At 26.2% G+C, this 13777-nt stretch carries 14 protein-coding genes; 4 read left to right on the top strand and 10 right to left on the bottom strand.

Translation table 11 applies throughout. The features are described from left to right. Window positions 1–154 precede the first annotated feature (154 nt). From DYA59_RS00385 to DYA59_RS00340, 10 genes are read right to left on the bottom strand one after another with little or no spacing between them, the layout of a single operon-like run. Window positions 155–898: a MipA/OmpV family protein gene (locus DYA59_RS00385; RefSeq protein WP_115268276.1), complete on the bottom strand. Its 744-nt coding sequence runs from the start codon at window positions 896–898 to the stop codon at window positions 155–157. Next, a complete protein-coding gene (locus DYA59_RS00380; RefSeq protein ID WP_115268274.1) occupies window positions 891–3311 on the bottom strand; it encodes a VirB4 family type IV secretion/conjugal transfer ATPase in 2421 nt (806 codons plus the stop codon). The genes DYA59_RS00385 and DYA59_RS00380 overlap by 8 nt, the downstream gene beginning before the upstream one ends. 8 nt (window positions 3312–3319) lie before the next feature. Beyond that, window positions 3320–3562: a VirB3 family type IV secretion system protein gene (locus DYA59_RS00375; protein WP_115268272.1), complete on the bottom strand. Its 243-nt coding sequence runs from the start codon at window positions 3560–3562 to the stop codon at window positions 3320–3322. Window positions 3563–3574: 12 nt separating this feature from the next. Then, complete coding sequence (gene trbB, locus DYA59_RS00370) at window positions 3575–4504, bottom strand: P-type conjugative transfer ATPase TrbB (protein WP_115268270.1); 930 nt, start codon at window positions 4502–4504, stop codon at window positions 3575–3577. Further along, complete coding sequence (locus DYA59_RS00365) at window positions 4497–4811, bottom strand: hypothetical protein (RefSeq protein ID WP_115268268.1); 315 nt, start codon at window positions 4809–4811, stop codon at window positions 4497–4499. Before DYA59_RS00365 ends, trbB begins: the two co-directional genes overlap by 8 nt. 12 nt (window positions 4812–4823) lie before the next feature. Then, window positions 4824–6701, bottom strand: coding sequence for a type IV secretory system conjugative DNA transfer family protein (locus tag DYA59_RS00360; RefSeq protein ID WP_115268266.1), 1878 nt, complete (start codon window positions 6699–6701; stop codon window positions 4824–4826). An 8-nt stretch (window positions 6702–6709) separates the two neighbouring features. Further along, the gene (locus DYA59_RS00355; RefSeq protein ID WP_115268264.1) at window positions 6710–7831 is read right to left on the bottom strand and encodes a TrbI/VirB10 family protein; all 1122 of its coding nucleotides are present in this window, start codon (window positions 7829–7831) and stop codon (window positions 6710–6712) included. 13 nt (window positions 7832–7844) lie between these two features. Continuing rightward, window positions 7845–8669 (bottom strand): TrbG/VirB9 family P-type conjugative transfer protein, encoded by an 825-nt coding sequence (locus DYA59_RS00350; protein ID WP_245943692.1) that lies wholly within the window; start codon window positions 8667–8669, stop codon window positions 7845–7847. Between the two features lie 54 nt (window positions 8670–8723). After that, entirely contained in the window at window positions 8724–9419 is a 696-nt protein-coding gene (locus tag DYA59_RS00345; RefSeq protein WP_115268260.1) for a type IV secretion system protein, read from the bottom strand. A 13-nt stretch (window positions 9420–9432) separates the two neighbouring features. Continuing rightward, window positions 9433–9753, bottom strand: a complete 321-nt coding sequence (locus tag DYA59_RS00340; RefSeq protein ID WP_115268258.1) for a TrbC/VirB2 family protein — start codon at window positions 9751–9753, stop codon at window positions 9433–9435. A 307-nt stretch (window positions 9754–10060) separates the two neighbouring features. Between DYA59_RS00340 and DYA59_RS00335 the strand changes: the two genes are divergently transcribed. The 4 genes from DYA59_RS00335 to DYA59_RS00320 are packed head-to-tail and all read left to right on the top strand — an operon-like array spanning window position 10061 to window position 13700. Next, entirely contained in the window at window positions 10061–12586 is a 2526-nt protein-coding gene (locus DYA59_RS00335) for a MobA/MobL family protein (protein ID WP_115268256.1), read from the top strand. Further along, a complete protein-coding gene (locus DYA59_RS00330; protein ID WP_115268254.1) occupies window positions 12583–12885 on the top strand; it encodes a hypothetical protein in 303 nt (100 codons plus the stop codon). The genes DYA59_RS00335 and DYA59_RS00330 overlap by 4 nt, the downstream gene beginning before the upstream one ends. Further along, entirely contained in the window at window positions 12833–13309 is a 477-nt protein-coding gene (locus tag DYA59_RS00325; RefSeq protein ID WP_115268253.1) for a hypothetical protein, read from the top strand. Before DYA59_RS00330 ends, DYA59_RS00325 begins: the two co-directional genes overlap by 53 nt. Next, on the top strand, window positions 13290–13700 hold the full coding sequence (locus DYA59_RS00320; protein WP_115268251.1) for a hypothetical protein: 411 nt from the start codon (window positions 13290–13292) through the stop codon (window positions 13698–13700). The genes DYA59_RS00325 and DYA59_RS00320 overlap by 20 nt, the downstream gene beginning before the upstream one ends. The last annotated feature ends 77 nt before the right edge of the window (window positions 13701–13777 follow it).

Raw genomic sequence — 13777 nt, 5'->3', positions numbered from 1 at the left:
TGGTTTTTCTCCTTTCTATCTTTTTACCAAATAGTAGATTATTATAAGAAAGATTAAAGCTAAAATTATTCCCAAATAATATAAATATTTCTCATTGTTATTTAATTTCATTTACTTTCTCTTTTTTAAAAAGTAATACTAAAAGTATTACTTTTTAAAAACTATATCTTAATCCTATTCCACCATAAAACTGTCCGTTTTTATTAACTATTGGCGAATCTGCTATTTTATCATCAAAATAATCATAACCACCAAATACACTTATTGTTGTTTGTTCAGTTGCAGCATATTCAAAAGTCATAGTAATTCCTGCTATAAAAGAATCATTAGTATTATATTCTTTATCTATTTTACTATTTTTTAAAGTTTCTTCTTTAGTTACTCCTACATAATAATCTACAAATTTATTATCGTAGTATTTTAAACTAAAGTTAGGCATGAATACTAATCTATTAGTTAAATATTTAACATGAGTGATAGCAAGTTCTCCCTTGCTTCCATCACTACCCCACATATAACTTAATGTTCCAAAAATATCATCTGTAAAGTTATAATTAGCTTCTAATCCATACATGAATTGATAATCTCTATCATCAATATTTTTATAGCCCTCTTTCATATCCGATCCTTTAATATACCAACCATCAAAATATCCTGCTAAAGGATCTACAATAATTGAAAAATTAAATTCAGACTCTTCATGAATTTTAAATCCTGATTTTAATCCTTTTATAAAGAATCTTCCATAATTAAGATTTATTAAGGGTATTGGTATAAATTGATTTTCTGCTCTGTACATAGTATTTGTATAACTTGCTGCTACTCCTACTGTTTGAACTTCATTTACTGCTAATGCTGTGCTTCCAACTAAAACTATTCCTAGTAATATTTTATTCATTTTCTAACACCTCATTTTTTAAATTTTCTAAAATTATTTTACCATCATACCCTTTGTAATTTAGCCAATTTATATTAAATTCTTCAACTGGTAAATTTGCTAATTGTTTACACATATTTTGATCTTCAGGACTTGACGCAGCAACATATGCAAGCTCTAATCCGCTTAATGCTAATTCAAATAATCTACTTCCATTAGGATTTTTATAGTAATACTGTCTTTTTGGAATAGCATTTCTTAATATTTGTATCTCTGTTTCATTTAGTCCAAAATTCTTATAAAGATCTTTTTGTTCATTAGCACTTGCATTTGGTAAATATATTCTTGAATAACAAGAGTCTAAAACAGCACTTAAAATGTTTGAGTTTGCTATATCTGCTAATGATTGAGTTGCAAATATAACACCGACATTTTTCTTTCTTAATACTTTCAACCATTCTCTAATTTTTGCACTAAATATTGGATTATCTAAAAATAACCAGCACTCATCTAAAGTTAATAAAGTTGGCCGCCCGGTAAATTTTTCAATTTCTAATTTATGGAACAAATAAGAAAGAGTAGGAACTATAGCATTTTTATTATTTGCTATTTGCTCCATTTCAAAAGTTATGAAGTCATTATCCTCTAAGAAATCACTATTTCCATCAAAATATTTAGCATAAATTCCTGCTCCATGATAACTAGCTAAAGCTTGTTTTAAGTGGTTATCCTGTCCACCTAAGAAACTTACAAAAGCTCCTAAAGTTCTATTTTGAATAGGTAAATTTGCTACAGAATCTAAGGCATTACTTATATAAGATTTTCTTATTGGATCTAATGTAACATTTTCATTTACTGTTAATATCTCTTCAATCCATGATTGACACCATTCTTTCTCTTTATCTACATTTCTAAGAGGTTGAAATCTAATATTATCAGCTCCCAAGTCATAGAATTTACCTTCCATTCCTTGAGTTAATATTCTTGTAGACCCTCCCTTGTCAAAATTTATTACTTGAGAATTAGTATATTTTGTATAATGAGCTTCTAACGTTGCTAACAATGTAGATTTTCCCGCACCAGTTGGCCCCACTATAAGAGTGTGAGCCACATCTCCGTAGTGTAAATTTAACCTAAAAGGGGTATTTCCTGTAGTTTGCGTATATAATAAAGCGGCTTCATTCAAATGTTTATTATATTCATCTCCTGCCCATACTGAACTGGTAGGCAATAGATCAGCTAAATTTATTGTTGGCATTGGTGGCTTTCTACAATTACACACTATATTTCCGGGAATACTTGCTACATATGCGTCAAGTGCATTTCCGCTTTCTATTTCTGCTGTAAATCCTAAACCATTTAATATATTTTTTATCTTAGATGATTTTTTTTCTAATTCTATTTTATTTTCATCTTTTACTATGATACAGAAAGTATAAAAACCAAGTCCTATATTATCGGCATCTAAATTTTCTTTAATTTCTTTTACTTGTCTTTCCATATTTGCAGCAAATTCATCATCTGCTTTCTTTTCTTTTGTCATAATCTCTCTAATCATATTTTTTATAGAGGTTTTCTTTGCGTTCCATTCTCTTGTAAATTTTCCTAAAATATTATTTCCATCTATTTTATCAAGTGAAATATATCTTGTTGAAAATCTATATTCAACATCTATTCTATTCAACCTATCAAATAAACTAGGAGTTGATACATTAGGAAAATTATATAGTGATATAACATTTATATACTCTTTTCCTGCTTTAGGCTCTAGTCCTCCTACTAATGGACAATCTGAAATATAATTATCTAACAGTCTATTATTTGATGGAATCTTTACTGTTTCCATTTTAGTATCACTTATACAATTATGATAAAAAGTTACCATTTCTTCACTACTCATAATTCTAATCTCTTTAAAAACTGTTGAGAAAAGTGCATATATATTATTTATTTCTTGTTTATATTCTTTTATCTCTTCCTCTATATTTGATTTTACCTCTTCTTCTTGAGTTTCTTTATAAAATAACTTACTTACTTTTTTAAAGTTATCAGTTTTTAGAAAATAGACAAAAGTTATAATATATTTATTCTCAAAATGATGACCTGATTTAAAAAAATTAGCTCTCTCAATTTCTAATATTCGAGTAGGAATTTTATTTATTCCCTTTTTATAATTATACTTTTTACTTTTTTCTCTTATGGTATCAACAAATATTGCCCAGTTACCATCTAATCTTTTTAAAACATTATTTAATCTTATTGTAATAACTTCCAATTCATCATCTGTTGAAGAATCAAGATCTGATCCCCTAAAAATAAAGCTTGTTTGAAGAGTATTATTCTTATTTGCTAAAACTGACTCTTCTAAAAAACTTTCATAAGGTAAAAGAGAGGTAAAACTTTTTCTTGCTTTTCTTTCAAATTCGTGAAACATTTTCCCTCCTAACTGTCATAATATTCATCATATTTGATATAGTTTTTAAAACAATCAAAAAATTTTTGATCTTTTTTAGTTAAATAAACTATTACAAAATGAGTAAAAATAAAAAATATTCCTAACTGCCAACTTTGTAATGATAAAATTGATACAGTTGCCAATGTTCCATTTAGTATAACTGGTGTTCTCGCTCCACCGGCTATTGTTATATCTGTAGTTAAAGCTTTACATATAGGGTGTATTATCATAGTTCTACCCTCCTAATTTATATTCTCATAAAGATAATTTCCTTTGTCATCTAATCCAGTAATTTTTATAATCTCATGTATTTTCCTTTGAGTACCTATTTTTCTAATATTTATTACTAGATTTACAGCTTTAGATATTGTCTTTTTTTGTTCTTGAATAGAAACTTCTGAAATATAGCTTTCAAGTTGTTCTAATCCCTCTAAAGCTGAATTTGCGTGTAAAGTACAAATTCCTCCCGGGTGTCCTGTATTCCATGCTTTGATTAAATTTAAAGCTGCTCCATCTCTTATCTCTCCAATTATAATCTTGTCCGGCCTTAATCTTAAAGTTGCCATAAGTAATCTTCTTATGGTTGCGTAATCTGTTGACCTTAAAAATAATCTATCTTCTGCACTACATTGTAATTCTTGAGTATCTTCAATTATTATTAATCTATTTGGATATTTACTCATTTCATTGATAATTGCATTAGTTAGAGTAGTTTTTCCTGTTGAAGTACCCCCTACAACTAGCATATTTTCTCTATTTTTTACAGCTTCACAAATAATATTATACTGTTTTTCTGTCATAATATTATTTTTAATATAATCTTCAAGTGTAAATATTTTTAAAGCCTTTTTTCTTATTGCAAAAGATGGATTTTTTACAACTGGAGGTAAAATCCCTGCGAATCTTTCTCCATTTCCCGGTAATTCTGCGTCTATAATTGGGTTATGTTCGTTAGCTTCTGTTTCTACCGAACTAGCAACTAAATATATTATATTTTTTGCAATTTGAGGATCAATTTCTATTCCAGTATATTTTCTTCCTGATGAAAGAGTATCTATCCATAATTTTTTATCGTCATTCAAATAGACTTCTATTACATCAGGATCTTTAAGATAATTATTAATTTCACTTCCGAAAGAAATTAATAGAGTATCTAACAATACATTACTCATTTATATTATCTTCCTTGTTTTCTTCTTCAAATTGTTTTTTATCTTCTTGTTTACTTTCTATTACTGGAATATATTTTTCCAAAACTTGTTGAATATCTAAAACAATCATTTCAACAAATTCAGGATCTTGTATTTGATCTAATATTTCATCTTTTAATAATAAAGGTTTTATTTTTTTCCATATTTTTAAAGCTTCCTTATTTTTAGCTTCTTCTATTCTTTTCCTAGAATTTGACATTTCTTGTTGTAATTTTTCCATCTTTAATTTTTCTCTCTCTATTGCTGATAATTTTTTCTTTTCTTCCATTTTTCTATCTCCTTATCTTGTTTCTTGTATAATATCACTTTTTTCAGGTGCTTTATATTTTGCTTTTAATTTAAACTTTTCTTCCTTATACCATCTTATTTTTTTACCATGAATAGGTTTTTGTCCAGTTATAAATATTAAACTTTCTTCATCTGATAATTGTTGAATCTCATCAAATGTCATCAAGCTACGACCAACATAAGATGTTGAAATGTTCCAATCTGAAAAGTATTTAAAACCTTTCCATGATTTAGTTTGTTGTTCAACAGTTTTCTTTCCTAATTTTTGTTCAATAAATGTTGTAGTTTTATCATCACTTGGGGTATAGAAAATTTGTGTCTTACAGTTATTTAAAATAGAGTTATTCTCTCCGTAAATTTCATATAATTGTTTTAAATCTTGAGTAATTAAAGCTACTTTCATTCCATATCCTCTTACATATGCTAAAGCTTTATGTAAAAGTTCAATTTTCCCTATGGCAGGGAACTCATCTATCATTAGTAATAATCTATGTTTGAAGTTTTCATTTTGTCCACTATCAGATATTATCATTTCATCAGTTAGTATAAAGATAATTTGATTAATAAGCAACTTTATTAAAGTTGCTGTAATTCCTATAGCTTTAGGTGGTGTAACAAAATATAGATCAACTGGAACATCATAGTTCATTAAATCTTTTATTTTAAAATCACTATATTGAACAGCTCTTGAAATTACTGGATCAGCAAATATAGCTAATTCAGTTTTGGCAGTTGAAATAATACCTGATCTTTCATTATCTGCCCTATTTAACATATCATTCCCAATCCCTGAAACCATTGGGTGTACATCAGGCCTTAATGTTCCGTCTTTTTCTGTTATTACATTGTTATAAATTTTTTGAAATAATCCAGTATCAGAAGTTGTATTATGTTCTCCCCATGTCATCTGTTTTAATTTTTCTTCTTCTGTCAATGTTGGAGTAGTCAAAAATCTATATACATCAGTTAAATTTGCTGTTCTTTCTTTCACCATATATAAAACATGAAGTATTACACCAGTTAAAAACTCCACACCATTTGGTCCGAAAAATCTATCTGTTTTTTTATCAGGGGAAACAATAGTATCAGCTATATTTTTAGCTTCTTGATATTCATAAACTGTACCTTTTCTTATCTCTGCCATAGGGTTAAAATGTACAGTATTTAATGAGGTAGCGTCGAACTTTAAAACCTTATGCCCTAATAGTTTTCTATATCCTGCAGTTAGCTGCCAGTTTTCCCCTTTTATGTCATTTATAATTGAGCTTTCTTTCCATGTCCATAATGTTGGAAGTACAAATCCTACTCCTTTTCCTGCTCCAGTTTGTGCTGCTAATATAACATGACCGGGTTGATTATCATATAAATAATTTCCTTTTTCATCTTGTCCTATTACTATTCCATTAGTTTTAAAATCTTCATTTGCTATTTTATCGGGAAAATTATTATAGATAGCTTCTTTATAAATCTGTGTCATTCCCTCTTTATCATAGCTTTTTAAAATATCTTTTTCTTTGGGTAATAACTTCATTTTTTTTATATCATCTTGTGTTGCAAAACTTGCAGCTCCGTGACTTGTTTCTACATGTTTTTTCTTTGTTAAGAATCCTATTAAAAATACAAAAATTACTAAAGTTATTCCTCCACTTGTTAATGCTTTTTCAAAAGCTATAGGTGCTTGATTTCTATATATTTGCCATTCAATAATTTTAAATGGAGGATAAAAAGGAATTTTATTTATTATAAATAAAGGCTCTCCTAATCCCTTAGCATATCCCACATATTTAGCAAAAATTTGAGTTGCTAAAGTTATAGAAATAGGGAACATTAATAAATAAATAATTATTGCTATTTTTTTCTTTTTAGTCATTTAACCACCTACTTATTATATGGTTTTAAAATTAAATTGCTATGTACCATAACATTGAATCTATCCCCTGCTTTAATCATTATAGTAGGTTGTCTATCTAAAGCTTTTGCAGTATATTTATCTCCTATTTGTATTATTGAAAGTCCTGCTGCTTCTCCTGCGTCAGATCTCCAATCATCATCATTTGATGTTGTTATAGCTGCTGCCGCTCCCATAGCTGATGATAGTAATACACCTTTTAATAAAGTTGTAAAATGATTATTTACTTTACCCGGTATTCCTGCTTGACCTATCATGTCGACACCTTGCATATTATCAAGACTTAACATGTCGCCATTTGGAAATCTTAGTTGTTGCCATACAACTAATAGTCTATCTTGACCCCAAGTTATATTACTGTCATATACTCCTGTTAAAGTAGTTCCTTGAGGTATTAAAAGGTATTTCCCTGTTACTGTATCATATATATTTTGACTTACTCTAGCAACAATAACTTTTGAATATATATCAGAGTTCATAGCGGTTTCAACAACTGCCGGGAAAAAATCTCCAGTTTTAAGTTCATATGGAGAAATACTTTCTACAATTGTAGAAGTTGAATATAAAGCTTTTTGTGCTTCGTTAAAAAGAAAATTCTTTTTAGAGTTTTGTCTATTTTGATCGTAATCAGGTGGAAAATTATTTGCATTTTGTGTATTATTATTTTGAGTATCTTGTCTATTATATAGTTGAAAAGCTATAGGACTTTTTTTAGCTTGATTTGCTTGCTCTTCTAACTGTCTTAACTTTTCTTTTTGTTCTTCTGTCATAGTATTAGTAGAATTATTATTAGTAATAGAATTAGTAGTTTGATTAATAGTAGTATTAGTCTTTATGTCTTTTATATCTGCATATGTTGTCTGATATGGATTTGTTTTTGTTGTCATATCTTTTTTTTCTTCATTATTGATAGTTTCAACTTTTTTAGGCTTATTATCAGTTTTAAAAATATTATAAATTATGAATAAAACAACTACAGTTATAATTATTTTTATTAATTTTAAATTGTAAAATTTCCCTTGAATTTTAGGTTTATTATTTCCTTGATTTTCTTCTTGTTTTTTCTCTTGATTTTTTTTAAACATTCCCATATATAAAACACCTCTATCTAGTTACTGGGTAATGATCGTTTTTAGATTTAATAAAGCTACCCTCTCTTTTTATGACAATTTCTTTTTTACCTAACTTTAATATAGCCTGTTCAAATAATCTATCTACAATAAAAAATCTATTGTTAGGATTATATCTATGTCTAACGATAGCTCCCTCTCCAGTTTGTTCATCACGAATTAATAATATTGGTAATTCTCCTTGTTCAACTTTTTCAGGCATTAAAATGAATGTTTTTTCTCCATCATCAAATACTTGTTGCGGACACCATCTATCTTTTGTTTTTTTCCATTCATATTTATAATTTAATGAATCTAAATTAATTGGTGTACTTTCTTCTTTTAATTTTTGTTCTTTTATTTTTGCCATAAGTTGATCATGAGGATATACAAAACTTACTGTCGGATTATACCATTCATTAGCACTATGTAAAAAGAATTGATAAGTTCTTTTATTAGTGCTTACAATTAAATTAGTTTTTATTCCTGGAAAAAATGGTTTAATAGCAAGTATTGGGTGTTGTCCTTGTGAACTTCCTGCCATTCCAACATCTATTACCCATCTTGCTGTATCTCCTCCTGCTAAGTATGTTACTTCTTCATCAGGATTTAGATTAATAGTTGTTATAAATCCGGCTCTTGCATATATTCTATACATGTCATTTTCATTATAGACAAAAGTAGTTTTTACATTTTGTTTAGCTTGTTTCAATCCAGTTTGAATTACTGGCTCTTTAAAAGAAAAATCTTCATAAATAACCTCATTTGAATATGAGTTTGCTGCTAATATAAATAATGTACATAATATTAATTTTTTCATAATTTCTCCTTTTTATAATAAGATAAAAAATAGTAAGGGAAAATCCCCTTACTACTAAAAATTTTCCCTAGAAATACTAAAATCTGTAATAACAATTCCCATTGGATTTAATATTAAAATATTCTCATTTAGTTCTTTTGGATTAATAAAATCAACAGTAAATATTCCTGTCATATTATTTTCAGAATAAATATTTCCATTTTCTGTATAGTTTTTTTCTATCCATCTTACCTGAAATGTTTTCTCTCTTATTTTTAAAATAGATGTAATATTTATATCTCTACTCTCTCTATTTTTCATTTTTTGTTGTACATTATCTTTTTCAATATTTTCAAGTAATTTTTGTTGAGTAACTTCTGTTAAAAAAGCATATTGTTCTTGAATGTCTTTTCCATATCGTACAGGATCTAATGGAATTGCTCTTGTAGACTTAATATGTTCATTTAGTACAGCTATAATATTTTGATCTCCTGGTTGATAATGAATATTTCTTAAATCTCCTATATTTCTAATAATCCCTAATTCCTTATCAACTTCTATTATATATGGAACTACTGAAATTTGTGTTGACATTTTTAAAATAATAACTAAAGAGAATAAAGTTATAATACTTGAAACTAAAAAAGCTATTTGCCAATTTCTTTTAGATCTATTTAATTTAAAATATCTATCATTCCAGTCTGAATACGGATTTGAAGAAGTGTCTTTTTTAGGTGTAACTTCTTGCATATAACTTCTTTTATCTTCCATAGTTTACCTCTTATTAAAATAATGCTGATCCTGTAAATCCAAAGAAAGTTGGAACCCATGTAACTGCTGCAAAAACTATTGATATTCCAAACACTATATTTAACATTCTTTTCATAGCTGATCCAGCTTCTCCAAAAGCCACCATACCACCACAAGCAACTACAGCTATAATCGATACAGCTCTAGCAACTGGCCCAGTAAATGACTTCAATAATTTATCTAATGGCCCTTCCCATGGCAAGTCAGTAGCACTTGCAAAAGAACTACTAGATATAGCTATTATAGCTAATAATAATAGAAAAATTTTTAAATTTTTTTTAATAATTTTTTTCATTTTTCCTCCTATTTCCTCCTAAGTTATTTTGATATTTGTTTTACAAATAATTAATACTATATTTGTAAAATATTTTTTTCTATTATATAATAAATTCTTCAAAAAATCAATAATTTATGATATAATTTTATTGTAAATAATAAAAAATCCTTTTCTATTTCTGTATTAAGAATACAGAGTAAAAAAAAATTTGTCATTCGGCAATTTTTTTTTAAAAATAGAAAAGGCACGCTTACGCATATCTCTTTCAGAGATATGCAATCGTGTTTTTTTAAGGCTCTCGCCATTTAAAAAAAGGAGGTGTAATATGGCTGAATATAGGTTGTCATATAAAAGAGGAAAAGTAGGATATGCAGGTAGTCATGCTGCATATATTTTGAGAGAAAGTAAATACAAATATAAAGAGGATTTAATATATAAAGAGCATGGAAATTTACCTCTATTTAGTGGTAATAATGCCCTTGATTTTTGGTGTGCAGCAGATGAATTTGAAGGAGTAAATAGAAATGCTTATAGAGAGTTTGAATTAAATATTCCTAATGAGTTAAATCATCAAGAAGCTATTAATCTTATCAAAGATTTCGTAACAAAAGAAATTGGAGAGAACTTCCCATATACATTTGCTATACATGAAAGTTTTAATCAAGAAACTGGAGAGAAAAATCTACATTGTCATTTAATGTTTTCTGAAAGAAAATTAGATAATGTAGAAAGAGAAAAAGAGAGATTTTTTAAAAAAGCTAATACTAAAAATCCTAGTTTAGGCGGTGCCAAAAAAGATAGAATATGGCAATCAAAAAAAAGATTATTGCAGCTTAGAAAATCTTGGGAAATTTTGCAAAATGCAAGCTTAGAAAAAAATGGTTTTTCTGAAAGGGTAGACTGTAGATCTTTAGCTGAAAGAAGAAAGGAAGCTCTTGAACAAGGAGATTTAAACAAAGCAGAAAGTTTAGAAAGAAAAGCTATTAATCTTTCAGGTAAAATTATAAAAAAATTAAAGACTGTAGGATATAATAAACTTTCTGATAAAGAGAAGAAACAAGTTGATAATTTCAACCAAGCTAAAAAATTAAAAAAAGAAAAAGAAAGAAAACTAAATATTAGAAAAGGAAAAATTATTCCTAAAGAATTTGAAATTATTGAGAGATTAGATGAAATAAATAAATTAGATGAGGGAGCAATTAAAAAACTTACTTTAAATATACTTACTAAAGGAGAACTTAATAAAAATTACTATGAATTAAGAAGAGTTGAAAAATCATTAATTGCTAATCCAACTAATGAAATTTTACTAAGAAAAAAATCAAATTTAGAAAATAAAATTTTAGAGTTAGCTGATACTCATATATTATCTTATAAATATAATAGAATTGTAGAACAATTAAAAAGAGATTTAGTTCGTGAAAAAGAAATGCACCTAGAAAATCTAAAAAATATTTATAAAAAAGAATATACAGTTAGTAAGAAAGAATTTGATGAGGAAAAAACTAAGAATACAGCTATTAAAATAAGAGAAAAATACATTAAGAAAAATACATTAGAATTAATGTATAAATTAGAAGAATTTAAACTTGTTTCTAGTAATTATAAAGCTACTCAAATCCTGACTAATTACAAGATTGAGGGTATTATTAAAAGTACTTTAAAATACAAAGAAGAATTAAAAGCTAAAAATACTGCCCTTATCAATGCTAGACTATTTTCTGATGAATCATCTATAAAAGTTTTAGAAAATGACATTAAAGAACTTAATTTAAAAATTGAAAAAAATAATACTCAATCTAATAATATCATCAATGAATTAAATAAAAAACATAGTATTGAAGAACTTGATAAACTTACTAATTTAATAGATAATAATACTTCAATAGAAAGATCTGTTATTAATGAAATTTTACAAAATAGATTAGAGGAAAGAAATTCACTTCCTACATTTGAACGTCATAAAACCTTAATTATGGATAATATTAATTTAATGGCGGATTTAGAAAGAAATAAAACATTATATAATTATTTTATAGAAAAAAATAATCCTGAAAAATATAGTAAGTCTATATTTTTAACTGGTGTAAATATAGAAATAATTTCTAATGTTATCGAAACTAAATATAACGATCTTGAAAAAATTAATAGTGTTGATAAAAATATTATTTTTAATGAAATAAGAACTAATGAGAAAAATAATATTTCTATGTTAAATGATAAAGAAATAAAAATAAAGACTGCCATTACAAATATAAATGAATTGTTATCTTCTGATCCAGTAAAAGAAAATCTTACTTCAATAGATTTAATTACTATAAATAAAGTAAGTAAAGGTAAGTTTTCATCAAATTACAAAGTTATTCAAAGTTTAGAAAATGAAAAAGAAAGATTAGAAAAAGAATATACCTCTTCTAATTTCTTGAAAAAACCATTTATTATGAAAGAGATTAAAACTAAAGAAAAAGAACTATCAACTTATTATGAAATAGAAAGAAAAATTATACAAAGATATAAAAATAATAAATCTTTTAATCAAAAAAAAGAAAATATTATTTCATCTTTTAAAAAATCCTTATCTAAATTAGAAAAAGATTTAAAAGTTATTAATAATGAAAGATCCTTAGCATTTAAGAAATTACAAATTATTAAGGAAATGGAAGATAAAAAATACATTAAAGAAAGAGGAATTAAATTAACTCCTAATTCTATTAGAAAATTATATAATACTAATAAATTTAAAGAACTATCATTTAATTTAAGTGAAGTTTTACAACCTCAAGAAGAAAGAGGATATAATAATCTTGAAATAAAATTAGAAAGAGAGAAAGAAAGGGGTATTTCATTATGAAAAAATTATTATTAATCATTATTTTAATTAATTTATTTTCTTTAATATATGCAGAAGAGGATTTAGATATTTATGATGAAAATTATATTCAGCAAGAAGAACAAGAGCCAGTTACTGGAAAGTCTATTTTCTTTACTAATTCAAATCAAATAAAAATCGAAATAAAGGATCATTCTAATGACTTTAAAATGTTTAATCAAAACACATCAGACACTAAAGAAGAAACTACTAGAGAGCAAAAAGAAGATGAAAACATTGACGAGAAAGGAGAAGATAGAGGAACAGAAAAAGAGGAATAACGAAAGAAAATTAAGAGCAAGAATTTTATTAAAATTTGGATTAGTAGCAGAAATAACATACATAATTGAATATGGTACTTATATAATTTTAGGACATTTATTGAAATTTAAAAATGTTAGTCCTTTAGAAAAAGAATCTCTAAAAAATGATGGCGAAAAAATATTTAAAGAAATAGAAGAACATGATAAGGAAACTGTCATTACTCTAACTACAGAAGAAAAAAAAGCAAGAAATCATAAATTAATTGGAATTGGTGCTTTATTTGAAATAGCAAATTTGATAAATATTAATCTTGATATTATTACCGGATATTGTTATAGTTTACATAAAAAAGATCAAAATTATATTAATGATTGTAATGTAAAAGGAAAATTATACTTTTTAAAAAAAGGAGAGAAAAAAAATGATAAAAAAAATATTTAGTTTTTTATTTGAAAAAAATCAAGAAATTAAAGAAGAAAAAAAAGAAATCAAGCTAGAAAGTCAAAAAATCAAGCAAGAGAATCAAGATATATCTTACCCTATTGAATATATTGCTTACTACGAAGATGGAGTAACAATTAAAGAAAAAGGAATGAAAAACGCTTTAGGTATAGATGGTTGGGTTACAAGATATGATAGATTAGGAAACGAAATCGAAAAAGTACAATATAGTAATGGTTTATATTTAGGAAATCCTTTTACTGGAAAAACTCCTGATGAAATAGCTGATGAATTAGGCCTTTTAGTTGATGAAACAGGAGATTATAACGATTTTTCGGGGGAAGAATTTATTATAGATGAAAAAGTAGCTTCTACACTTTTAAAACAATAACTTTTTTTATTATAATTACTGGACATATCAGTATATTAATTTTTATATTTCTAATATTAATTTATAAATATCTAAAG

This window comes from Fusobacterium necrogenes (genome assembly GCF_900450765.1).
In the GTDB taxonomy this organism is placed as follows: Bacteria; Fusobacteriota; Fusobacteriia; order Fusobacteriales; family Fusobacteriaceae; genus Fusobacterium_A; species Fusobacterium_A necrogenes.
The sequence above is the reverse complement of the archived record's forward strand: the minus strand, read 5'-3'. Positions and strand labels throughout refer to the sequence as shown.